A 21,877-nucleotide genomic window follows, 5' to 3' on the forward strand; every position below is an offset into this window, starting at 1 on the left:
AGATTACTTACGTGGCAAAAGAATCCCGTCCCACCCGACCCGGCTTCTGGGAAGAATGGTCGCTGACCACCAAGCTGCTGGCCATCATGATGCTGCTCATGCTGCTCGTTCTCTCCGGAACGAGCGCCTGGGTACTCGAGAACCTTCGAGACAGTCTCGTCGAACGCACGGATGAGAGACTCATCAATGCTTCGGAGACGCTTGCCAAGCAGGCCTACCAGGATGTGTTCCAGCCTGCCCAGCTGCAGTCGTCTTCGTCGTCGGACAAGAACGAGTCAGCGGACTCGGACGGCAGCGACGGGTCGGATTCCTCCACCGACACCATCGATTCGAGTTCCTGGGACGAGCTCAAGACTCTGATGCCTGGTGGCTTCTACGTCCAGTTCTATGACACGGACGGCAAGCCGCTCAGCGATCCTGTGGCTCCGGAGCCTGGTAACAGCCCGGTTCTGCCGAAGATCAACGAGTCGAAGGTCTATGCGCAGGGCGGAGAGCCATTCACCGTCCCCGGGACCACCTCGCAGTGGCGCGCTCGGGCGATGAAAGTTCAGAACACGGACGTGCTCGTTTCGATCGCTGTGCCCTTCGACCGCGAGATCGACAACATCAATGAGCGTGCTCGCAATACGATGATCGGCATCGGACTGCTGGCGCTGGCCATGGTGGCAGGAGTCGGATACTGGGCGATCAACAACACCTTCCGGCCGCTGCGCGACATCGAGACGACCGCCTCACGGATCGCCGCCGGTGACCTGAGTCAGAGGGTGCCGACATTCCCCCGCAACACCGAACTCGGTCGTCTGTCGGGCGCACTGAACACGATGTTGGGGCGAATCGAGGACTCCTTCGACGGACAGACGCGGTCGGAGAAGCGCATCCGCCAGTTCGTCTCCGATGCCTCGCACGAACTGCGCACACCACTGGTCACGATCCGCGGCTATGCCGAGCTCTACCGGCAGGGCGCGATCACGAAATCCGATGACATCGGAAATGCCATGGAGCGGATGGAGTCTGAGGCCAAACGTATGGGCGTCCTGGTCGACGACCTCGTAGTGCTGGCCCGTCTCGATGAGCAGCGACCCGCTGAGATCGGTCCAGTCGACCTCCACCGGATCGCCCGCGACGCCGCCGCCGACGCAGCCGCTCAGGCCCCCGACCGTGACATCAGCTTCATCGGACTCGATGGGGAAGACGCCCAGCCGGTGCCGATGATCAGGGGCTCGGAATCGAAGATCCGCCAGGTCGTCGTCAACCTCGCCGGCAACGCTGTCCGCCACACCCCCGAGCACACCGCCATCGAGTTCGCCGTCGGCGTCGTCGGCGGCCGCGCCGAGGCGAGCGCGGAGTCAGCAGAGGCGTCGAACGGTCAGGACACCGAGTCCAAGACCGGTGCCAACAAGACCGGGGCGAACAAGGCTGCGGCCAAGGACAAGTCCCGCGAGCGCGGATTCGTCACCGGCGGCGTACGCATCTTCCGCCGAGGCGACTCGAACGGCAACGATCAGAACGACGCCCAGGCGCCTGCAGGAATCGTGCCGGATATGACAGCGGCCGGGTCGATCACGGTCGACGATTCGCTGCGCGGATTCCCCAACGGACGAGTCAGGATCGAAGTTCGCGATCACGGCGATGGAATCGACCCCGAGGTTGTACCCCGGATCTTCGAGAGGTTCTACCGCCTCGACGTGTCCAGGACTCGCGATACCGGCGGGTCGGGTCTCGGGCTGTCCATCGTCAAGGCGATCGTAGAGAACCACCACGGTGCGATATCAGTGCACCAGACCCCGGGCGGCGGTGCAACGTTCCGCATCGATCTGCCCATCTCAGAAACTGAAGACAGCGCTCCGGACGCACGAAAGGACGAGCGATGAGCAGCAACGACCCTAACAATCAGGGCAACAACTCCGACTACAGGGGCCGGCACGGGGATCAGGATCACCGTACGTTCCCCACCGATGGCTCACGCGAATCCTCAGACAACCCCCGCAGCTCGGCAGCAGGATCCCAAAGCCCTGCAGACAAGTCCCGCCGTTCTGCCGAGGTCCCCCGTACCTTCCCGAACAACACGACTGGCTCGAGTGGTCCTGCGCGGGTCAGTCCTCCGGTCGCGCCATCGTCCCGTTCGAACAGTTCTGAGCAGGGCCAGACACCGTGGCAGGGTCAGGATCCCAGACAACGTCAGGCTCCGTGGCAAGGCCAGGACCCGAGGCGCAGCCAAGAGTCGGATCCCTCCCAGGTGCAGCCGACTCGTGCTCAACCCCCTGTGAACGCGTCGACCGACCACACCGCGCAATCCGGAATTCCCACCCAATCAGGGGCAGCTGGCTATCAAGGCCAACAGGGTTATCAGAATCCTCAGGGGCAGCCAGGCCAGCAGAGTCAGTCGGGACAGCAGGGCCAGCCTCCACAGGGTCCCGGCGCTGGTGCGAACCAGTCGTACGACGGCACCCAGCCCTATGGTGACACTCAGCGCTACGGCAGCACCCAGCGTTATGATCGCGGCCCAGACAACGGCGTCGGCGGTCACTCCGGCTATCCCTATCCCGGAACCGATACAACCCACGGCGCATCACAGGCTGACCCCAATTCCTCCACTGCCACGAATCCCTACGGCACGCCGTATGCGCAGGGAGCCGGGCAGCCCGGGACAGGGTCTGGCCCAGGCGCAGGTACAGCTGCGGTGGGAGCCGGTGCCGGAGCCGCAGCGGGTGCGGGTGCGGGTGCCGCGGGCGCAGCCGCCTACGGTCACATGGGCAGCCAGCAGAATCACGGCGGCTACCCCCAGACCGGTTCCGCAGGCTTCTACTCCGGCCCCGGCGGCCAAGGAGCCCCCGGCGACCCCAACGGACCCAACGGACCCGGTGGCCCCAATGGACCCGGTGGTCCAGGCGGTCCTTACGGTCCTTACGGTCCAGGACCGTACGGAGTCGAAGCACCACCTCGGCGAGAGAAGCGAGGACCGGGCTGGATCGCCACCATCGCGATCGCCGCGGTCGCAGCGCTTCTGGGCGGAGGTGCAGCCTTCGGCGGTAGCTACGCCGTCAACGCTCTCGGCGGCGAGGACTCACGCAAGGTCGCTGATCAGACCATCGAAACCCCGGATTGGACCGAGGTCGCCAAGGACACTTCCCAGAGTGTCGTCTCGATCCAGGTCGGCACAAGTGGACAGGTGCAGGGACTGGGCTCAGGCTCGATCTACGACGACCAGGGTCACGTCATCACGAACAACCACGTGGTGGCTCCTGCCGACACACCCTCCGGCGAGATCGCTGTGACGATGAAGAACGGGGGGACGGTGAAAGCAGAGATCGTCGGCCGCGATCCCTCGACGGATATCGCCGTCATCAAACTCGACCAAGTTCCCAAGGACGCAGGTCCACTCCCCGTCGGTGACTCGAAGAAGATGAAGGTCGGAGATCCGGTGATGGCACTGGGCAATCCGCTGGGTCTTGCGGATTCGGTCACCACCGGCATCGTCTCGGCCCTCGACCGGCCGGTCTCTACGGAGAACATCGGCGAGGACGCGACCTCGCAGGAGAAGGAGATGACGATCACGAACGCCATCCAGACGGATGCGGCGATCAACCCCGGCAACTCCGGCGGTCCGCTGGTCGACGGTGATGGCAACTTCATCGGTGTGAATTCCGCTGCGGCTTCGCTGAGCCAAGCCGGCGAAGGAGGCCAGTCAGGATCGATCGGCATCGGGTTCGCCATCCCCTCCTCGCAGGCCGTGATGATTGCCGACCAGCTCATCTCCAGCGGCAAGGCACTGCATCCGTTCCTCGGGATCACGCTGACGGACGGACAGATCAACAGCGGCGGAGCTACCCAGGGCAGCGCGAAAGTGCAGTCTGTGCAGTCCGGGTCACCGGCAGACAAGGCGGGTTTCAAGGACGGCGATGACATCGTGGCCGTGGGCGGAACCAAGGTCAACAATGCCATCGCTCTGCGTGCACTCGTCCGTGCGCAGCCGACGAACACCCCCGTCGACTTCACGGTCGTGCGCGGCGGTCAGGAACAGACGCTGAAGACGACATTGGTCCTGAAGTGATGACATTGATCCCGCAGTAGAGAATCCGTCGGACTTGAGTGCAGAACGCTGTGGATGACGATCTCACTCGGGTGCGTTGAGGGTGTGGACAGCCAAGCGCTATCCACACCCTCTTTCTCTGGGCTTCTGCCTGCGCAGGGCAACCGCGATGCTTAAGTGCCTATCCCGGCGCTTCGTCCCGAGCTCCGGTGTCCCATCGTTAGGAGAAGTCATGAGTTTCGAAGTCGATGCCGAGCGCGTATCGTCCGCTGCCACCGCCACAGCAGGCACCTCCCGCACCCTTGTCGCGGAATCAAACACGATGCTGAGGAATCTTTTGGCCTTGCAGGAGTGTTGGAAGGGTAGTGCGGCACAGAATTTTCAGACGGTCATCAATGAGTGGGAAGGCGCACAGAAGCAGCTGCTCGAATCGTTGACCTCGATCCACGGAGCCCTGAACACCGCAGCTGCGCAGTACTCGGAGGTGGAGGCAGCGAATTCTCGGCTCTTCGCTCCGTGAGCGTCGAGTCATCGACATCAGCCGGCGGCACAGGTCACCGGCACCCGTCGGCGGCTCGAGTCACAGGCACACTGTGACTGCCGAATCCCACCCGGATCGTCTGTTCGAGTTTTCTGTCCGCGTCTGGCAAATTGTCAGCCTTTGTTAGTAGGCTGATAGCGATAGTTCGCGGCGGTGCTGGACGGGTTTCTCCAGGTTCGGAGACGATCGGTCTGCAGCGTCGGGTCAAGACCAATGCAGGAGTCGACTACGGATGAGCATCTTCCAAAGGATCGCGGCGATCTTTGGCGCCAAGGCCAACAAGGCACTGGACAAAGCCGAGAACCCCAATGAAACCCTCGATTATTCATATCAGAAGCAGCTTGAGCTGCTGCAGAAGGTACGCCGCGGTGTTGCCGATGTCGCCACCAGCCGCAAGCGCCTCGAACTGCAGATGACCCAGCTCGAACAGCAGCAGACCAAGCTCAGCGGTCAGGCCCAGAAAGCCATGGAGGTCGGCCGCGAGGACCTCGCACGTGAGGCCCTGACCCGGAAGTCGGGCCTGGACCAGCAGATCACCGATCTGCAGGGACAGCACGAAGGGCTGCAGGGCGAAGAGCAGAAGCTGACTCTGGCATCACAGCGGCTGCAGGCCAAGGTCGATGCCTTCCGCACACGGAAGGAAACGATCAAGGCCACGTACAACGCGGCAGAGGCACAGTCGAAGATCGGCGAAGCCTTCTCGGGCATTTCCGAAGAACTCGGCGACGTCGGACTCGCCGTGCAGCGTGCCGAGGACAAGACCGCTTCGCTCCAGGCACGTGCCGGTGCCGTCGATGAACTGATCGCTTCGGGTGCCCTCGAAGATGTCACCGGTTCCTCGAAGGACGACATCAGCTCGCAGCTCGATGCGCTCTCGAGCGAGAACGACGTCGAGATGGAGCTCAACCGGATGCGTGAGTCCCTGCCGGCTTCGTCGAACAAGCAGCAGCAGTCGCTTGAAGGCGAGGACAAGCAATGATCATCCGCATCATGGGCGAGGGCCAGTACGACGTCGCAGACGTCGACCAGGACCTGTTGCAGAAGTATGACAACCAGGTCGAAGACGCCGTCAACGTCGGCAATGAAGAAGCCGCCAAGAACGCTCTGCAGTCCCTCCACGACTACGTCGTCGGTCACGGCAAGCCCGTCTCCGATGACTATTTGGGTTCGAGCGAGGCCGTCGTACCGTTCGTTGATGCGACCTTGCAGGAGATCACGGAGCTCCTCACCGGTGAAGGCTTCATCCCGGATCCGACCTGATCCGCACTGCTCGATCCACATAGTTTGATATCGCTGACTCCGGCCCGCTGCCTTCACCCGAGGTTGTGGGCCGGAGCTGACTTACCCAGAGAGGACCCACGATGAAGAATCGCTTCGTCAAGGACAACGGACTCACCATGCGCATGGGGTGGACGATATTCCTCAATGGACTCATCTATGTGATCCTCATCCTCGCCATCTGGTGGATGCTCGGCGGCAGCACCGGTGGCGTGATCATTGCGGTCCTCATCAGCGCCGGCGCGTTCTTCTTCCAGTGGTATTTCTCCGACAAGATCGCGATGAAGGCGATGGGTGCACGGGAGGTCTCCCCAGAGGAGGCCCCAGAGCTGCACACCATGGTCGACCGGCTCTGTCAGCTCGCCGATTCGACCAAACCGCGCGTCGCGGTGTCGAACTCAGCCATTCCCAATGCTTTCGCCACCGGCCGTTCGCCGGAGCGCTCGGTTGTGTGTGTGACACGCGGCCTGCTCGAAAAACTCGACCGTGATGAGGTCGAGGTCGTCCTCGCTCACGAACTCTCCCACGTCGCCCACCGCGATGTCACCGTCATGACCGTCGCGGGAGTCACCGGTGTCGTGGCCGCGCTGATGATGCGCGCCGGCTACTACATGAGCTTCGGTCGCTCGAACAACAACAACGGCGGCGTTCCCGTCCAGCTGCTGTTCGTCCTTGTCGGAGCCGTCGTCTACGGCCTCTCATTCCTCCTCATCCGCAGCCTCTCGCGTTACCGCGAACTGGCCGCAGACAGAGCAGCCGCGATCCTCACCGGTGCGCCCTCGACCTTGGCCTCTGCACTGACCAAGCTCAGCGGAGATATGAGCAAGATCCCCGAGAAGGATCTGCGGGCTTCCTCTTCCGCCAATCACTTGGCGCTCATTCCCGCTGCCAGCGGCAAGGCCGCCGTCACGCAGCTCTTCTCCACTCACCCTTCCCTCGACAAGCGCCTGGAACAGCTCGCAAAGATCTCCGGGCAGCTCTCACAGCAGCAGTGACGATCACTGTGCTGACCTCAACCGCACCGACCGACATCCACTAGGAGTTTCATGGGTTTCTTCGACGCGCTGTTGGGCCGTTCCAAACCGAAGCGGGCCAACCTCGACGACCTCTTCGCACTTCCTCCCGCCGCTCTGACGCTCGAAGCCGCGACCGGCTTCAAACCCACCGGCGTCGGGGCCGTGGCGTTCCGACAGGTCGAGGGTGCGGCATTTCAGACCGCTGAGTCCGAGAGCATCGCCCTCATCAGCTCCGACCCGGCCGCGAACGTGTCACAGCGCAACGACGGTTTCGGCTACACCTGGCAGGTCGTCTCCGACACCGACGCCGAGGTGGTCAACCTCGTGACCAATCTGCACGCCGTGAACTCGGCTCTGGTCAGCCAGGGCTTCGACACGATGCTGTTGTGCTCAACCGTCTACTTTGCCAACCCGGATGGGCGCCGCCTGGCGCTTGTCTACCAGTACAAGCGCGGCACGTTCTATCCGTTCGCGCAGTCGGGCCCCAAGCAGCGCGACAACCCTCTGGAGATTCAGATCCGCGGTGTGCTGGCCAACGAACTCCCGTTCGAAGAAGACACGTCGCGGTGGTCGGCGCTGTGGGACGCACCGGGCCTCAACGACTCACCTGAGTCGAACGCACAGCGCTGAGCCCCGAGCGCCCTCGAGATCAGCCAATAGGAATCAGACAAGGCAGAAGGGACGTCCCCGCGGGGACGTCCCTTCTGCCTTGTCAGTACCAGTTCAGAGACCGCTGAAACGCTGGTCCCTGTGTCCTAGTCGGTTGCAGTGACCTCTTCGGTTGAGACCTGGATGACTTCGCCCAGGGCTTCGACCGTGTCTCCGGGACGGATCGTGGCACCTCGGCGAGTTTCGACCTCACCGTTGACCACAACTTCACCGTCGGCGATCATGTCTTTGGCCATCGCGCCGTGTTCGGCGACACCGTGGAGTTTGAGCAGCTGACCGAGTTTGATCGAATCGCCGCGAATCTCGATCGTCTCCATCAGAAGATATCTCCCAGATCGAATCCGTCGCCGCCGAAGAGACCGCCGCCATCGCCGCCGTCGCCTCCACCGAAGAATCCGCCGCCGTCTCCGCCAGCATCGCCGCCTCCGGCGTCACCACCGGTCGCGTCACCGCCGACGTTGCCGTCCCAGCCACCGCCGCCCATGCCACCGAACATCATCGACCCCATGAGCACACCGGGCAGAAGTCCGGAGCCTGCATAGGAGTTGAAGTATCCACGGTTGTATTCGGCGTAGGCCGGGCCTGCTTCCCAATAGGCACGGCGAGTGTGTCCGTCACCGGTCACGACCTTGCGCACCGCAGGTTCGGCACCCACGGCCACGCGCTCGGCGTCGGCTGCACAGACGGGAACTGGTCGCAGCTGTCCACCGGCGGGTGCCCAGTCGATGTCCTCGACCGAGGGGCCGTGCTGCGGGTTGAAGAAGCATGGTGGGCGGCGTACGGGAAGCGGCTTTCCGTCAACGCGGGCCCGCAAGCACTTGGCGGCGTAGCGACCGTCTTCGAGAGCCTCGGTGACATGGCGGATGTCAGAGGGCTCGTCGACGTTGTCGAGCGTCTCCTTCGCCACATCGTAGGAATCCAGTGCCTGTTTGTAATCCTGCGAACCGCCGGTGTCGAGTTCGACTCCGGCAGTGAGGATATCGAGTTCGGCGACTTCCTCGCCGAAGGACGTGACGTCTTCTTCAGCGGTCTTCGTCACCTGACGGAGCTCAGCGTCGGCGAGCTCCTTCTTTCGGTGCTTTTCCTTGCGGTAGCTCACGAAGAAAATGGTGCCGAGCACCACGAGTATTATCAGGAATACTGCTCCCACGATCTATGCCTCCCAGCAAAACGAGTCACTCCACAGTATGCCGGACGAGTCTGACAAGCGACTGAACCGAACCCTTGTATCCGCTCAGTTGGCAGGCCCAAATCCTGGGTCCTTGACCGGCATCCCTCGCGGCGTCCATCTCACTCATGCCAGGTGGCTGAGACCTTTGACGAGGGTCGCAGTTCCACCGCCGAGGGCGAGGATGATCATAGCGATTCGCGCAGTCGAGGATTCGATCTTCTTCGACAGCCAGTCACCGCCGACCAGCCCGGCGACGAGCACCGCTGCGATCCCGATCCAGGTCGGTGCCGCCAACTGCGGCCAGGAGCCGTGATCGAACACGGCCTTGAAGATGACCGCCGAGGTGGTCCCCACGACGAGGAACGGCTGCAGAGTGGCGGCGAACTTCCGCTGTTCCCATCTCGTCAGCACAGCATAGGCACTGACGGCCGGCCCGCCTGCCCCGGCAGCGGCCGACATCGTTCCGGAGAGGAATCCGGTAGTGAATTTGGTGCCGAAGTTCGCCGGCATCGTCTTACCGATCCGGCCGATGATCATGGAGCTGATGAGGGAGACGATGATGAGCAGTCCGATGAGAATCTGCAGAGGTGGGGCCGGAAGAGCCGCAGCCAGGAGAGCGCCCGGGACCGTGCCGACCACGGCACCCAGCGACAGCTTCCAGAACGAGCCCCACTCAACCTCGCGGAAAGTGCGAACGAAGACGGTGCCGCTGGCGACGATGCCGCAGATGTTGACGAGCACGACACCGGAGAACGGGTCGAGCAGAAGCACGAGGAACGGCCCACTGACCAGGCCGAATCCCATACCCGTGACCCGCTGAGATACTGCCCCGAGGAACACCGCGAACAGGATGAGCACAATGACGGGTTCCATTTGCTCAATTCTAGTTCAAGGCTCATATCTGGGCGGGGTTACAGTAAGAGTCATGAATGCCTCGCCCCTGTGGTCCCGATTCAGCGCTGATCCCCGCGCTTACGGACAGGTGCGCGCTTCTGACGCTGATCGCGCTGTCGTGACCGATGTGCTGTCCGAGGCGTATGCGCTGGGTCAGATCGATGCGGAGGAATTCGATGAACGCAGTGAGGCAGCCAACCGTCTGAAGACTTTGGGAGAGGTGCCCGAGCTCGTGCAGGACCTCATCATCGCCGAGGCGGGCGAGGTCGAACCCGGAGAACTCGACGATTCCGCTCGCGCCCAGGCTCTGGCCCGGTTGGATGGCGATCGTGTCCCGATCACTCCTGAGCAGATCGATGCCGCCGCGCAGAAGTACTACCGGGACCGAGTCCGGAACGCACTGTTGGGCATGTTCGCCGGTCCTGCCGGCATCACTCTCGCAATCTGGGCCTTCACCTCATTTGCGTCGGGCGGGCTCATCTTCTTCTGGCCGATCTTCATCATCCTGCCGATGCTCTTCGGCGCGATCTCACAGATCTCCAACAAGGAGAGCCTCATCCGCAACCGGAAGCGCGAGCTGACGAAGCGGGCCAGAGCGCACCTCGGCGATGCTGAAGCCAAACGCGAGCTCGAAGAGCGCAGGAACGACGGTGACGATGACGAGGACCCCGAGGACACGTTCGGCCACGGGCTGCAGCCACCTCACCCTCTGGCTCCGCCCTTCTCACCGGGACGAGACTCACCACATGATGAGATGCGCCGACGACGCGAAGAGCGTCGCCGCAGACGCCGAAACCCCTGGGACTGAAGCACAAACAAACGTCCGCTGGCAGGGCAGCGCACCCGTCAGGACAGCACTCCCGTCAGGGCTGGAAGACCCGGATCTGAGCGAATTCCTCGGCCTTGTTGGTGCGGAACCAGAAGGTGTGTGAGAAGTGCAAGATGTCCTCACCATCGCTCGATTTCTCCCACTGCCCCCATGCCGCGGCGGCCTTGCCGTGGGTGATGGCGGCCTCGAGATGACCGGCCACGGGATTCGAGGCTGCCAGCCCCAGCAGAGCGGCGAGGACCTCATCACGACCAGTGCTGGTCGCGACTCCCCCGTTGCCGACGATCTGGAGGATGCAGTCCTCATCGACCACCTCGGCGAGGGCTTCCCTGTCACCGTTGAACAGGTTCTCCTCGAACCGGGCCACGAACATGTTCTTCGGACTGTTTCCACACGATTCTGTGCCAGTGAAGTTCATACCGGCCAGGCTACGGCACGTCTCTCGAACCGAAAAGAGCCGTGCCGGCACCCTTTCGGGTACCGGCACGGCTCTTCGAGCGAGAAGGGCTGATCAGAAGCCCATGCCGCCCATTCCGTCCATACCGGCAGCAGCTGCGTCAGCACCTGGTGCAGCCTTTTCAGGCTTGTCGGCGACAACCGACTCGGTGGTCAGGAACAGACCGGCGATCGAGGCGGCGTTCTGCAGAGCAGAGCGGGTCACCTTGACCGGGTCGTTGATGCCAGCGGCCAACAGGTCCTCGTACTCACCGGTTGCGGCGTTGAGGCCGAATCCGGGCTCGAGGTTGGCGACCTTATCGGCAACCACACCGGCTTCGAGGCCGGCGTTGGTGGCGATCTGCTTCAGCGGAGCTTCGATGGCAACCTTGACGATGTTGGCACCGGTTGCTTCGTCACCCTCGAGTGCGAGGTTGGCGAAGGCAGTCTTGCCCGCCTGGATGAGCGAGACGCCGCCACCGGCGACGATTCCCTCTTCCACAGCAGCCTTGGCGTTGCGCACTGCATCTTCGATGCGGTGCTTGGTTTCCTTGAGCTCGACCTCGGTCGCGGCTCCGGCCTTGATGACTGCAACGCCGCCGGCCAGCTTGGCCAGACGTTCCTGCAGCTTCTCGCGGTCGTAGTCCGAATCCGAGTTCTCGATCTCGGCACGGATCTGTGCGACCCGGCCTGCGATCTCCTCGGCGTCTCCGGCACCTTCGACGATGGTGGTCTCGTCCTTGGTGATGACAACCTTGCGGGCGGTGCCCAGCAGTTCGGTGGTCACGTTGTCGAGCTTGAGCCCGACTTCCTCGGACACGACCTGACCACCGGTGAGGATGGCGATGTCGGCCAACTGAGCCTTGCGGCGGTCTCCGAAGCCAGGAGCCTTGACGGCCACGGACTTGAAGGTGCCACGGATCTTGTTCAACACGAGAACCGCAAGAGCTTCGCCCTCGACGTCTTCAGCGATGATGAACAGCGGCTTGTTGGACTGCTGAACCTTCTCAAGGACGGGCAGCAGATCCTTCACGTTCGAGATCTTGGAGTTGACGATGAGGATGTAGGGATCCTCGAGGACAGCTTCCTGGCGATCTGTGTCGGTCACGAAGTAACCGGAGATGTAGCCCTTGTCGAAGCGCATACCCTCGGTCAGTTCGAGCTCGAGTCCGAATGTGTTGGACTCTTCGACGGTGACGACGCCTTCCTTGCCGACCTTGTCGATGGCCTCGGCGATCAGTTCACCGATAGCAGGATCTCCAGCGGAGATACCGGCGGTAGCGGCGATCTGTTCCTTGGTCTCGATGTCGATGGCGTTCTCAAGCAGCACACCGGTGACGGCTTCAACAGCCTTCTCGATGCCGCGCTTGAGGCTGAGTGGGTCAGCACCGGCTGCCACGTTGCGCAGGCCTTCGCGGACGAGAGCCTGAGCAAGAACTGTAGCTGTGGTGGTGCCGTCGCCTGCGACGTCGTCAGTCTTCTTGGCGACTTCCTTGACGAGCTCAGCGCCGATCTTCTCGTAGGGATCCTCGAGTTCGATCTCCTTGGCAATGGAGACACCATCGTTGGTGATGGTGGGAGCGCCCCACTGCTTTTCGAGCACGACATTGCGGCCACGGGGTCCAAGGGTTACCTTGACCGCGTCCGCAAGCTGGTTGAGACCTGCTTCGAGTCCCCGACGAGCTTCTTCGTCGAATGCAATCATCTTTGCCATAGTGGCTTAGATCCTCCCTGATGGAGTGGAGTGGGATTCCAGAGCAGTCGTCAACGCCCGCGACGGCAGAGAGTGGGTCCGCATGTTCCATTCCACATATGGACCACGCTCTCGAGACAACTGATGAGAAACCCAGTGGTTTTCACCAGTACTAGATTTAGCACTCTCCCCATGCGAGTGCAAATATTGCGCGTTCCCGGGGCCTTCGAATCGGGTGGATTCCGCGGGATTACGCGGTTCGGCCCAGCGCGAAACTTCAGTGCCGTCCACTGCGTGGACCGCTGTGCGCCAGACAACTGAAAAGCGCCAAGCAGTTGCCTGCTTGGCGCTTTCCCCGCTCGGAGGGATTCGGGCTCTCACCGTCTTCCCGCCGCAGCGGATCAAAAGACTTTACGTACGTGAGTCTCAGAGGAGGGTGACGGATTCCGCCTGAGGACCCTTTTGTCCTTCTCCAACTTCGAACTCAACCTGCTGGCCCTCTTCGAGAGCGCGGTAGCCGTCCATCTGGATTGCGCTCCAGTGAACGAACACGTCCTGGTTGTTGCCTTCCAGGGTGATGAATCCGTAGCCCTTTTCGGCGTTGAACCATTTGACGGTACCTTGTGCCATTACTTCTCCATACAGTGCAGTGTCATTGACATTCCGTCACCCCATTGCGACCGGTCTGGCCGCGCCGCGGACAACGGAAGCTAGTAAAACTCAACCGACCCCGCGATTTCTCTCATTGACCTCTAGAGAATGATCTCGGTGAAGCACGAATAGAACACAAGGGCAGTGCTTGCCTAGCTGATGCAACTCTACCCCAGCGCCGCACAGGTCCTCCGGCCGCTCAACACTGTTACCAATTCGTTATCAAGGTGTTTTCGACGGCGTCATTTCCGGTACGAAACCTTCGTCGATCACTGACTTCACCGGCGTGAATGAGAAATGCGCTGCTGGAAACAACAACGAGCTGGCGCGTGGGCCTCAGCCGTTGTTGTCGGTAGCCCCGGCCGAGCCGGAATCTGCGCCGCCTTCGGCCGAATCTCCCTCGCCGGAGCCGCCTTCGCTGGGCTTGGGTCCGCGCTCGGCGATGTCGGAGCAGATGACGACGGTGATGTCGGCGTCGAAGTCCGTCGAGGCTTCCGTGGCCTCGATTCCGAGTGCGTCGGCGACCATCTTCGCCTGAGATTTATTCGACTCGTCCGAGTAGTAGACCGTGGAGACGCTCAGCCCGGTCGAATAGTTGCCGACCTGGCCGATGCCCCAGCCCTTCTCCTCCACTGCTTCGGAGAACTTCTTCGCAACTCCGGAGACTCCCGAACCATTGAGTACGTCAACTTTGAGGTCCGAATCGGCGACGCTGACTTCGCTTTCACTCGGCGATGGGCTCGCCGAGGCGGTCTTATCGGATCCGGAGTCGGCAACGTTGTCCTCGGGGTCCTTCATCGAAGACGTGATGATGTTGATGGCCGCGACGACGAGCAGAACGGCAACGAGTGCGAGGATGATGACCAGCGCGATGGCACCGACGTTCGATTGCGCCGAGGAGTCCTGTCGATGGGCTCCACTGCGTCGTCCGGGTTCGATCTCGTCGAATTCGTCAGTCATGTCTACCTCGAGACGCGGGCTTGTGCACGTTCGCTCTGCCGCGTAGTGCGGATGCGACGCAGGCGTTTGACCAGCATAGGGTCACTGGCAAGTGCGGCAGGGTTGTCGAGCAGGGAATTGAGGATCTGGAAGTAGCTGGTGGCAGACATGTCGAACCGCTCACGGATCGCGTGATCCTTGGCTCCACCGTACTTCCACCACCGCCGCTCGAACTCCAAAACGGACACCTCGAGCTCACTCAGTTCGGGGGCGCCTTGGTTCTGCGGCATAGAGGTTGTGCTCCTTCGAGAAGAATCGTTGCTTCTATATTATCGCCCGGAGGACAGGACTGAAATTCCCGGCGCGCCGTCGCTGCCCTGCGGGCGCGGATTCATGCGTCTCTCGGCGCCTTCTTCCGGCACCTTCCACCTCCGGGGGATCTCCTGGTTACCCCGTGGGAAGCAGCCGACCCACCCTGCTGCAGGCGGCTCACCACAGTGGGTGAACCGGCCGCAGCCGAGTGGGTCGACAGTGCTGCTGCGACGGTCCTTGGCGGATCGCCGGTCAGATTCGGGCTGCTCAGATATGTGCTGGTCAGCGGATGCGGATGTTGACCTGCTTGATCTGGGTGAAGCCTTCGAGCATGCCTTCGAGCGAGGCCTCGCGGCCGAAGCCTGAGGTCTTCATGCCGCCGTAGGACTGTCCGGCGAGCTGTCCGCCGCCCTGGTTGACCTGGACCCAGCCGGACTCGATCCGGTTGGCCATGGTCAGTGCGGCATCGACGTTCCTTGTGAAGACGAAGGCAGCGAGACCGAACTCACTGTCATTGGCCATGTCGATGACCTCGTCGACGTCCTTCCAGGGAATGACCGAGAGGACGGGTCCGAAGATCTCCTCCTGGCTGGTCTGCCATTCGTTCTTGGCCTTGGAGAAGATGACCGGTGCGTGGTAGAAACCGGGTTCGCCGACCTCGAGTGAGTCCGAACCGTCGTAGGCGATCTCGACGCCGTCCATCGACTTGCCCATCTCGATGTAGTCCGAGACCTGGTTGTACTGCTTCTCGTTGATGATGCAGCCGATGTCTGAATCCTCGTTGCGAGGGTCACCGACCTTCATCTTCGACACTGCGTCGACGAGCTTGCCCAGGAAGTCATCGTAGATGTCCTCGTGCAGGAACAGACGCGAACCCATCGTGCAGGACTGACCCTGGCGTGCGAAGCGGGTCGACAGCAGCACCTGCTGGAGAGTGTCGTCGTCGTTCGAATCGGGGAAGACGATGTTGGGGCTCTTGCCGCCGAGTTCCATCGAGGAGTGAGCGAGGCGTCCGCCTGCCAGTTCAGCGACGTGGCGGCCGACGTTCGTCGAACCGGTGAACGAGACCTTGTCGACGTCGGGGTGGACGTTGAGCGCTTCACCGATGACCGAGCCCTTGCCGGTGACGACGTTGAGGACGCCGGCCGGCAGGATGTCGGCAAGCAGTTCAGCCATCTTCAGAACCGTCAGCGGTGCATCCTCGGCGCATTTGAGGACGATCGTGTTGCCCGCGGCAAGTGCGGCCGGGGTCTTGAAGGCTGCGATCATCAGCGGTGAGTTCCACGGCAGGATTCCCGCGACGACGCCGAGCGGCACGCGCTTCGTGTACTGCAGCTGTCCGTCGCCGGCCGGCAGGGTGTTGCCCTTGACCTCGCCGGCGACTCCGCCCATGTAGCGGAACAGGTCGGCCAGGATGATCGTCTCCGGGCGTGCCTGCGTCCGGATGGCGTTGCCGGTGTCTATCGCTGTCAGCTGGGCCAGCTCCTCGGAGCCGGCTTCGAGTGCGTCCGCGCAGCGGATGAGCATCTTCTGGCGTTCCTTGAACGGAAGCGCAGCCCATTCGGGGAAGGCCTTCCGGGCGGCCTTGACGGCGCGGTCGGCGTCTTCTTCCTTGCCATTGGCCACAGTGGCGATCACGACGTTGCGATCGATGGGGGTGATGACGTCTTTCCTGTCACCGTCGGCAGCCTCGACCCATTCTCCGCCGATGAACATCTTCCAGTTCGTGGCCTCGGGAAATTGCGACATTGTGATCCTTTCACCTACATAGCTCTCCGCTGAACTCTCTCCGACGAGCATATCGCCTGCCCCCATCCGAAAAGAATGGCGGAGCAGTAGGCGATGATGCACACCTCGTCTGCGTTGCGTGCACATCGGCACCCACCTTCGCACCATCGGTAGAATCGCGGCCATGACGTCCACCGCTGAGCTCACGAAGATCATGTCCCCCGACTGGGCCGCCGCACTGTCCGACCAGGCCGAACGCATCCACGCCATGGGCGATTTCCTGCGTGAGGAGATCGCCGCCGGGCGCAGCTACCTGCCCAGCGGTGACAAGGTGTTCCGTGCCTTTGCCGATCCCCTCGCCGAGGTGAAGGTGCTCATCGTCGGACAGGATCCCTATCCGACGCCCGGACATGCGATCGGTCTGTCCTTCGCCGTCGATCCCGATGTGCGCCCACTCCCCCGGTCACTGAAGAACATCTACAAGGAGATCGAGGCGGACCTGGGCATCGAACCAGCCGCCCATGGTGATCTGCAGGCCTGGTCGCGGCAGGGGGTCATGCTGCTCAACAGGGTGCTCACGGTGTCCACGGGCGAACCTGCATCCCACCGCAGACGCGGCTGGGAGGCCATCACCGAAGCCGCGATCGCGACACTCGTCGACCGAGATCAGCCGCTTGTGGCAATACTGTGGGGCCGGGATGCGAGGAACCTCGCCCCCATGCTGCAATCGGGTCGCTCCGAGGTCGCCATCATCGAATCCGCGCACCCCTCACCATTGTCTGCCAGCAGGGGCTTCTTCGGTTCCCAGCCGTTCTCCCGTACGAATGAGCTGCTCGAGCAGAAGGGCCTCGCGCCCATCGACTGGGGCCTCCCGGCCCAGAACTGACTCCTCCCGCCCCAGAACTGATTCCGCAGCCCCAGGTTTGCGTCCTCAGTCTCGGGGCTCGACCGTGTCCAGGGTGATCGTCGATTCGTTCGATCGCGCGGATTCGGCGGTCTTCTCCACGGCATCGGCCTTGAGGTTCTTCAGCGGCCTGGCCAGGTAGCTGCCGAGCACGGCGCCGACAGCCAGTGCCGCATTGGCCAGGATCGCGGTGAACAGCGAGGACAGTCCCACCGCGAAGGACGTCGTCTCCGATTCGGCAACGATCTGATAGACGGCGGTGAAGATCGACAGGCCCTGCAGCAGTGTGTAGATCGCGGGAATCATCAGCACGATGGCGGGTGCGCCCAGACGCAGGGACAGCGGTCGCGCCAGGAATCCTGTCACGGTCGCCGCCAACAGACTGGCCAGGACATTGTCGATGGCCAGTATCGTCAGCGCCGTCATCGTGATGTAGGAGGCGAGGCCGACGAACGCGGCGGGCAGGATGAACCGCCTCGTGGACTGCATGCCGATGACGCCGGCCATGGCCACGACAGCCGCGGCCACCATCGACACGATTGCTGAGATGACGTGGACACTGGTCTTCGGGACTAAGACTTCGATCGCATCGAGTCCGATCGCTTCGCCCGTCACGACCCCCAGGGCAATGCCCGAGACGATGCCAGCCAGGGTCAGGACCACCCCCACCATGCGCCCGGCGGCGGTCAGCGGAAAGTTCGTCAGGGCATCTTGGACCGAGGAATACAGTGATTGTGTGGGCAGCAGCAGGACGATGCCGGCGGCTACCAGGTATTGCGGCGATTCGATGATGCCGAAGTTGCCGGCCACCATCGCCACCAGGGTCGCGATCGCCGCCTGCAGTGCGGTGATGAAGAAGCTCGGCAGGGCGGTGCGGCCGATCATCCTGCCGACCTGACTGATCATGATCGACATGACGATGCCGAGACCGGCAGCAATCGCTCCGCCGCCCAACAGCACGACCAGGCTGCCGACCATCATTCCCCAGGCACCGGTGACGAACCATTCCTGATAGGGACGGCGCTGGTACCGGATGGCGTCGAGGCGACTCCGGGCATCGTTGAATCCCAGATTGCCCGCGACCAGATCGGTGACGAGCTTATGCACGGAGCCGAGCTTCGCGAAGTGGATGGATTCGCCCCGGTTGACGCGCATGACGGTCATGAGACGACCGTCGGACGTCGAATAGTGCACGGTGAGGGTGTTCGAAGTCAGATCCACTTGGGCAGTCGTGAGTCCGAAGGCGGCGCAGGCCGCGATGACGGAGACCTCGATGTCGGAGGTTCCGGCCCCGGCGCGCATCATGATCGCCGCAATGTCGGCGGCGAGGTCGAGGACCATTCTGGCCTCGTCCTCGTTGGGCTCGCTGGCCTGCACCGGAGCCTTGTACGGACTGCCTTTGAGGGCGGTGACGATGGGCACCGGTTGGGTGTTGACCGAGGTGCCGGACACGAGCCTGGCCACGGTGCGCCTGGCCACGCGCTGAGCAATCCGCTGGGAGGCGCCCTTGTGTTCGGCCTTGGGTTTGGATTTGGCCGTCGTCGTCTTCGGTGAACTCACACCCGCGGGGCTGTCCTCATCGGACTTCAGTTGACCGGTCGGTGCCTCGCGCAGCTCCTGGAGCCGCTGCTGACGGGAGAGTTCGAGCAGTTCCTGCAGTGCCGAGGATCCGGCTTCGGCCTTATTCGTCCCGTGTTCAGGTCCGGACGACGACTGTGCGTCGACCGGTACCTCGGCGGTGGGTGCTTCTTCAGTGTTGTCGTTCGTCACGGCTCACTGATGAGAGTCGGGCCGAATGGGTCCGCAACATCGGCGGTGCCTGCGGCGGCGTCGAATTCGTAGACCTTGCGGCCGGTCACGAACACCTGATCGGCGCGGGAGTTCAGGTCCAGCGGGTCACCGGACCAGATGACGAGGTCGGCGTCGCGGCCGGGAGCCAGCGAACCCAGACGATCCTCGAGGCCGAAGATCGCGGCGGGGTTGATGGTCAGCGCTTCGAGCGCGACGACGGGATCGAGGCCTTCCTTGACTGCCAGGGAGGCTTCGTGGATGAGGAAGTTGATCGGGATGACCGGATGGTCGGTGGTCAGTGCGATGCGCACCCCGGCCTTGGCCAGTGCGCCCGCGGTTGCCAGGGACCTGTCGCGCAGCTCGACCTTCGACCGGCTGGTCATCAGCGGTCCGAGGATGACGTCGATGCCCTTGTCGGCGATGTAGTCAGCGATCTTGTGGCCCTCGGTGCCGTGGTTGATGACGAGACGGTAGCCGAACTCCTCCGACAGGCGGATGGCCGTGGCGATGTCATCGGCGCGGTGGCAGTGCTGGTCGAAGGCGAGCTTGCCCTCGAGGACATCCGCCAAGGTCTCCTTGACGAGATCACGTTCGAAGGGAGTGCCCTCCGACCCGGCGTGGGCGCGCTTGGCCAGGTAGTTCTGGGCATCGACGAAGGCATCTCGGAGGATCTTCGCGGTTCCCATGCGGGTCGATGGGGTGACGTTCTTCTCGCCGTAGACGCGCTTCGGGTTCTCTCCCAGGGCCGACTTCACGGACAGGTCCTGGGTCACGAGCATCTCGTCGACGATCCGTCCCCAAGTCTTCACGAAGGCGGTGCGCCCGCCGATCGGATTGCCGGATCCGGGCTTGATCAGCGCCGAGGTGACGCCTCCTCGCAGGGCGTCCTTGAATCCGATCTCGGACGGGTCGATGCCGTCGAGGGCACGCACGCCGGCACCGTTGGGGTCGGTCATCTCGTTCGTATCGTCACCGGACCAGCCTTCACCATCCTCATGGACGCCGAGGTGGCCGTGGGCTTCGATGAATCCCGGCAGCACCCAGCGTTGCCCGGCATCGATGAGCTCAGTGTCGGCCGGCAGATCCGCAGCGGTGACGGTGCCGGATTCCACTGAGGTGATCGTGCCGTTGGAGACCCGGATCGTGCCGGAATCGATTGGTTCGACACGTTGCCCCTTGGCATCTGCGATGGGCAGAATCCGAGCATTCGTGATGGCGAAATCAGTGATCTCGGGAACCGGAATCGAACGATACATTGTGCTCCTCTTGCAGTTGCCGTCAACGATGAGATCCGTCTCGAATCGAGTCTACGCCAGGCGATCAGCACAGGTCATGACGCGGGGCCACCAGAATCTGTCGCAGTCCCGGCTGATTCCGACAAGGCCGATTCAGTATAGTTCGGAGTCAGAGAATCAATGAGAGAAGGACCCCAATGCTCCAGACCATCACCTCGTATGTCGCCATCGGCGATTCGTTCAGTGAAGGGCTCATGGACCACAATCCGAGCGCAGACGATCGCTACCTGGGGTGGGCCGACCGCCTTGCTGACAAGCTCGTCGACTCCCCCGCAGGCAGCCCCGAACTCACCTACGCCAACCTCGCCATCCGTGGGCGTCTCATTGACCGGATCATAGAAGAGCAGGTGCCCAAGGCACTTGACCTCAAACCCGACCTGGTCAGTTTCTGCGCCGGGGGCAATGACTGTCTGCGCCCGAAAGCCGATATCGATGACCTGGCCGACCAGTTCGAACGTGCCGTCATCGCCTTTCGCGAGGCCGGCATCGAGGTGCTCATGTGCAACGGCTTCGACACCGAGATCGCCTCACCCCTGATCCGCGCCGTGCGCCCGCGCGTGGGCATCTACAACGCGCACCTGTGGTCGATTGCGCAGCGACATGGCTGCCATATGACTGACGTCTGGGGGCTGCGGCAGCTCTACGCTGGCGACATGTGGGCCGATGACAGAATTCACCTCTCACCCAAGGGCCATGAGCTCGTGGCCAGTCAGGCCCTGGCCACGCTGGAAAGCGGGCATTCCCTGCCGGTGACCGGCTTCGCTATGCCGGCTCGACCGACGCGTCCGATTCGGGCGGCCATGAGCGAAGAGTCCAAGTGGGCACGCGAATACCTCGGCCCCTGGGTCGGCCGACGCCTGCGCGGGCAGTCCTCCGGCGACAAGCTGGATGCGAAGATTCCTGAACTCACCCGAGTGCGCAAACCAGAATGAGCCAGAGCGATCGTTTCGCGGCACTAGGTGCCGCCGGTTCGGCGCTGGACTCGCAGCGGGACTTCTTCCGATGTGATTACGGGCCTGAGGCCGATCAGTTCCTCGAGGTCCACGGCGACCCGAGCACCGCCTCGGCGACGGTGTTCTTCGTCCACGGCGGCTACTTCCGTGAGCGCACGGACCTCGCCCATGCCAGGCCCATGGCCGCGGCCCTCGCCGAGGCGGGGGTGCTGTGCGTACTCATCGAATACCGGCGCGTAGGCGGGCAGCCCAACTGCTCCGCCGACGTCACCGCCGCCCTCACCTTTGCATACGACTCGTTGTCGGACTGGGGCGTCAATGATCGGGCACGGCGCAGTCTCACTGTGACCGGTCATTCGGCCGGAGGGTGCCTGGTGCTGGCGTGGGCGAGCCACCTCCTTACGGACGGGCCCGAGTTCCGACTGCGGCCCTTGGCCCCGGTCACGGACCTGTTCCGGGAGGTCGAGGACGGTTTGGGTGAGGGGGCTGTGCTCGACTACATGGGCGCGAGACCGGAGCAGGATCTGGCACCGTACCTGCGGGAGGATCCGCGCTCGAGGGCGGTACTCATTCCCGCGCGGGCGGATCTGCTCATCGTCCACGGGGACCGTGATGAGACGGTCGACGTCGCATTCTCTCGGACGTTCCCGGCACGGCTGTCCGTCGCCGAGGGCGCCGATCACGCCGATCTCGTCGACCCCGATTCGCCCTATTTCCCGCTTGTGCTTAAGACCCTGCTGAACTGATC

Annotated in this window: 22 protein-coding genes; 11 read left to right on the forward strand and 11 right to left on the reverse strand. The window is 62.9% G+C overall.

Annotation, left to right across the window (positions count from 1 at the left end; translation table 11 throughout):
- Positions 1–11 precede the first annotated feature (11 nt).
- From PGC08_RS16100 to pspAB, 7 genes are all read left to right on the forward strand, one after another.
- Complete coding sequence (locus PGC08_RS16100) at positions 12–1,871, forward strand: sensor histidine kinase (protein WP_271708878.1); 1,860 nt, start codon at positions 12–14, stop codon at positions 1,869–1,871.
- Entirely contained in the window at positions 1,868–4,051 is a 2,184-nt protein-coding gene (locus PGC08_RS16105) for a S1C family serine protease (RefSeq protein ID WP_271708879.1), read from the forward strand. The genes PGC08_RS16100 and PGC08_RS16105 overlap by 4 nt, the downstream gene beginning before the upstream one ends.
- Before the next feature lie 211 nt (positions 4,052–4,262).
- The gene (locus PGC08_RS16110; protein ID WP_009881886.1) at positions 4,263–4,550 is read left to right on the forward strand and encodes a WXG100 family type VII secretion target; all 288 of its coding nucleotides are present in this window, start codon (positions 4,263–4,265) and stop codon (positions 4,548–4,550) included.
- A gap of 253 nt (positions 4,551–4,803) precedes the next feature.
- Positions 4,804–5,550, forward strand: coding sequence for a PspA/IM30 family protein (locus PGC08_RS16115; protein ID WP_009881885.1), 747 nt, complete (start codon positions 4,804–4,806; stop codon positions 5,548–5,550).
- A complete protein-coding gene (pspAA, locus tag PGC08_RS16120) occupies positions 5,547–5,831 on the forward strand; it encodes a PspA-associated protein PspAA (RefSeq protein ID WP_009881884.1) in 285 nt (94 codons plus the stop codon). The genes PGC08_RS16115 and pspAA overlap by 4 nt, the downstream gene beginning before the upstream one ends.
- A 101-nt stretch (positions 5,832–5,932) precedes the next feature.
- Positions 5,933–6,844, forward strand: a complete 912-nt coding sequence (gene htpX / locus PGC08_RS16125) for a zinc metalloprotease HtpX (RefSeq protein ID WP_009881883.1) — start codon at positions 5,933–5,935, stop codon at positions 6,842–6,844.
- A 51-nt stretch (positions 6,845–6,895) separates the two neighbouring features.
- The gene (gene pspAB, locus PGC08_RS16130; RefSeq protein ID WP_009881882.1) at positions 6,896–7,495 is read left to right on the forward strand and encodes a PspA-associated protein PspAB; all 600 of its coding nucleotides are present in this window, start codon (positions 6,896–6,898) and stop codon (positions 7,493–7,495) included.
- A 125-nt stretch (positions 7,496–7,620) separates the two neighbouring features.
- On the opposite strand, the gene PGC08_RS16135 is transcribed toward pspAB, so the two are convergent.
- The 3 genes from PGC08_RS16135 to PGC08_RS16145 all read right to left on the reverse strand — a co-directional run bounded on the left by PGC08_RS16135 (position 7,621) and on the right by PGC08_RS16145 (position 9,578).
- Positions 7,621–7,851: an RNA-binding S4 domain-containing protein gene (locus tag PGC08_RS16135; protein ID WP_009881881.1), complete on the reverse strand. Its 231-nt coding sequence runs from the start codon at positions 7,849–7,851 to the stop codon at positions 7,621–7,623.
- Complete coding sequence (locus tag PGC08_RS16140) at positions 7,851–8,654, reverse strand: hypothetical protein (protein WP_240516205.1); 804 nt, start codon at positions 8,652–8,654, stop codon at positions 7,851–7,853. The genes PGC08_RS16135 and PGC08_RS16140 overlap by 1 nt, the downstream gene beginning before the upstream one ends.
- Before the next feature lie 174 nt (positions 8,655–8,828).
- Positions 8,829–9,578, reverse strand: coding sequence for a TSUP family transporter (locus tag PGC08_RS16145; protein WP_009881878.1), 750 nt, complete (start codon positions 9,576–9,578; stop codon positions 8,829–8,831).
- A gap of 52 nt (positions 9,579–9,630) precedes the next feature.
- On the opposite strand from PGC08_RS16145, the gene PGC08_RS16150 reads away from it, so the two are divergent.
- Positions 9,631–10,407, forward strand: coding sequence for a DUF1707 SHOCT-like domain-containing protein (locus PGC08_RS16150; RefSeq protein WP_096146341.1), 777 nt, complete (start codon positions 9,631–9,633; stop codon positions 10,405–10,407).
- A 55-nt stretch (positions 10,408–10,462) separates the two neighbouring features.
- On the opposite strand, the gene PGC08_RS16155 is transcribed toward PGC08_RS16150, so the two are convergent.
- The 6 genes from PGC08_RS16155 to PGC08_RS16180 all read right to left on the reverse strand — a co-directional run bounded on the left by PGC08_RS16155 (position 10,463) and on the right by PGC08_RS16180 (position 16,207).
- A complete protein-coding gene (locus PGC08_RS16155) occupies positions 10,463–10,846 on the reverse strand; it encodes a hypothetical protein (RefSeq protein WP_069600858.1) in 384 nt (127 codons plus the stop codon).
- Positions 10,847–10,939: 93 nt separating this feature from the next.
- A complete protein-coding gene (gene groL / locus PGC08_RS16160) occupies positions 10,940–12,577 on the reverse strand; it encodes a chaperonin GroEL (RefSeq protein ID WP_009881875.1) in 1,638 nt (545 codons plus the stop codon).
- 405 nt (positions 12,578–12,982) lie between these two features.
- Entirely contained in the window at positions 12,983–13,186 is a 204-nt protein-coding gene (locus tag PGC08_RS16165) for a cold-shock protein (RefSeq protein ID WP_009881874.1), read from the reverse strand.
- A 357-nt stretch (positions 13,187–13,543) separates the two neighbouring features.
- Positions 13,544–14,167, reverse strand: a complete 624-nt coding sequence (locus tag PGC08_RS16170; RefSeq protein WP_271708880.1) for a LytR C-terminal domain-containing protein — start codon at positions 14,165–14,167, stop codon at positions 13,544–13,546.
- A gap of 2 nt (positions 14,168–14,169) precedes the next feature.
- Positions 14,170–14,436: a DUF3263 domain-containing protein gene (locus PGC08_RS16175; protein ID WP_009881872.1), complete on the reverse strand. Its 267-nt coding sequence runs from the start codon at positions 14,434–14,436 to the stop codon at positions 14,170–14,172.
- A gap of 304 nt (positions 14,437–14,740) precedes the next feature.
- Positions 14,741–16,207, reverse strand: coding sequence for an aldehyde dehydrogenase family protein (locus tag PGC08_RS16180; RefSeq protein ID WP_101556488.1), 1,467 nt, complete (start codon positions 16,205–16,207; stop codon positions 14,741–14,743).
- A gap of 163 nt (positions 16,208–16,370) precedes the next feature.
- On the opposite strand from PGC08_RS16180, the gene PGC08_RS16185 reads away from it, so the two are divergent.
- Positions 16,371–17,072, forward strand: coding sequence for a uracil-DNA glycosylase (locus tag PGC08_RS16185; RefSeq protein ID WP_271708881.1), 702 nt, complete (start codon positions 16,371–16,373; stop codon positions 17,070–17,072).
- 45 nt (positions 17,073–17,117) lie between these two features.
- On the opposite strand, the gene PGC08_RS16190 is transcribed toward PGC08_RS16185, so the two are convergent.
- Both PGC08_RS16190 and PGC08_RS16195 read right to left on the reverse strand, forming a co-directional pair.
- Positions 17,118–18,860, reverse strand: coding sequence for a threonine/serine ThrE exporter family protein (locus PGC08_RS16190; protein WP_271708882.1), 1,743 nt, complete (start codon positions 18,858–18,860; stop codon positions 17,118–17,120).
- A complete protein-coding gene (locus PGC08_RS16195) occupies positions 18,857–20,137 on the reverse strand; it encodes an amidohydrolase (protein ID WP_009881867.1) in 1,281 nt (426 codons plus the stop codon). The genes PGC08_RS16190 and PGC08_RS16195 overlap by 4 nt, the downstream gene beginning before the upstream one ends.
- Positions 20,138–20,313: 176 nt before the next feature.
- Here PGC08_RS16195 and PGC08_RS16200 point away from each other — a divergent pair, with 176 nt between their 5' ends.
- Complete coding sequence (locus tag PGC08_RS16200; protein ID WP_009881866.1) at positions 20,314–21,108, forward strand: SGNH/GDSL hydrolase family protein; 795 nt, start codon at positions 20,314–20,316, stop codon at positions 21,106–21,108.
- A complete protein-coding gene (locus PGC08_RS16205; RefSeq protein ID WP_271708883.1) occupies positions 21,105–21,875 on the forward strand; it encodes an alpha/beta hydrolase in 771 nt (256 codons plus the stop codon). The genes PGC08_RS16200 and PGC08_RS16205 overlap by 4 nt, the downstream gene beginning before the upstream one ends.
- The last annotated feature ends 2 nt before the right edge of the window (positions 21,876–21,877 follow it).

The sequence above is a fragment of the Brevibacterium sp. BDJS002 genome, assembly GCF_028201555.1.
Classification (GTDB): domain Bacteria; phylum Actinomycetota; class Actinomycetes; order Actinomycetales; family Brevibacteriaceae; genus Brevibacterium; species Brevibacterium aurantiacum.

Excerpts from the sequence above, each read along its gene's own strand:
- PGC08_RS16105 (WP_271708879.1), top strand. The coding sequence starts at position 1,868 with ATGAGCAGCAACGACCCTAACAATCAGGGCAACAACTCCGACTACAGG.
- PGC08_RS16110 (WP_009881886.1), top strand. The coding sequence starts at position 4,263 with ATGAGTTTCGAAGTCGATGCCGAGCGCGTATCGTCCGCTGCCACCGCC.
- PGC08_RS16115 (WP_009881885.1), top strand. The coding sequence starts at position 4,804 with ATGAGCATCTTCCAAAGGATCGCGGCGATCTTTGGCGCCAAGGCCAAC.
- pspAA (WP_009881884.1), top strand. The coding sequence starts at position 5,547 with ATGATCATCCGCATCATGGGCGAGGGCCAGTACGACGTCGCAGACGTC.
- htpX (WP_009881883.1), top strand. The coding sequence starts at position 5,933 with ATGAAGAATCGCTTCGTCAAGGACAACGGACTCACCATGCGCATGGGG.
- pspAB (WP_009881882.1), top strand. The coding sequence starts at position 6,896 with ATGGGTTTCTTCGACGCGCTGTTGGGCCGTTCCAAACCGAAGCGGGCC.
- PGC08_RS16135 (WP_009881881.1), bottom strand. The coding sequence starts at position 7,851 with ATGGAGACGATCGAGATTCGCGGCGATTCGATCAAACTCGGTCAGCTG.
- PGC08_RS16145 (WP_009881878.1), bottom strand. The coding sequence starts at position 9,578 with ATGGAACCCGTCATTGTGCTCATCCTGTTCGCGGTGTTCCTCGGGGCA.
- PGC08_RS16150 (WP_096146341.1), top strand. The coding sequence starts at position 9,631 with ATGAATGCCTCGCCCCTGTGGTCCCGATTCAGCGCTGATCCCCGCGCT.
- PGC08_RS16155 (WP_069600858.1), bottom strand. The coding sequence starts at position 10,846 with ATGAACTTCACTGGCACAGAATCGTGTGGAAACAGTCCGAAGAACATG.
- groL (WP_009881875.1), bottom strand. The coding sequence starts at position 12,577 with ATGGCAAAGATGATTGCATTCGACGAAGAAGCTCGTCGGGGACTCGAA.
- PGC08_RS16165 (WP_009881874.1), bottom strand. The coding sequence starts at position 13,186 with ATGGCACAAGGTACCGTCAAATGGTTCAACGCCGAAAAGGGCTACGGA.
- PGC08_RS16170 (WP_271708880.1), bottom strand. The coding sequence starts at position 14,167 with ATGACTGACGAATTCGACGAGATCGAACCCGGACGACGCAGTGGAGCC.
- PGC08_RS16175 (WP_009881872.1), bottom strand. The coding sequence starts at position 14,436 with ATGCCGCAGAACCAAGGCGCCCCCGAACTGAGTGAGCTCGAGGTGTCC.
- PGC08_RS16180 (WP_101556488.1), bottom strand. The coding sequence starts at position 16,207 with ATGTCGCAATTTCCCGAGGCCACGAACTGGAAGATGTTCATCGGCGGA.
- PGC08_RS16185 (WP_271708881.1), top strand. The coding sequence starts at position 16,371 with ATGACGTCCACCGCTGAGCTCACGAAGATCATGTCCCCCGACTGGGCC.
- PGC08_RS16195 (WP_009881867.1), bottom strand. The coding sequence starts at position 20,137 with ATGTATCGTTCGATTCCGGTTCCCGAGATCACTGATTTCGCCATCACG.
- PGC08_RS16200 (WP_009881866.1), top strand. The coding sequence starts at position 20,314 with ATGCTCCAGACCATCACCTCGTATGTCGCCATCGGCGATTCGTTCAGT.
- PGC08_RS16205 (WP_271708883.1), top strand. The coding sequence starts at position 21,105 with ATGAGCCAGAGCGATCGTTTCGCGGCACTAGGTGCCGCCGGTTCGGCG.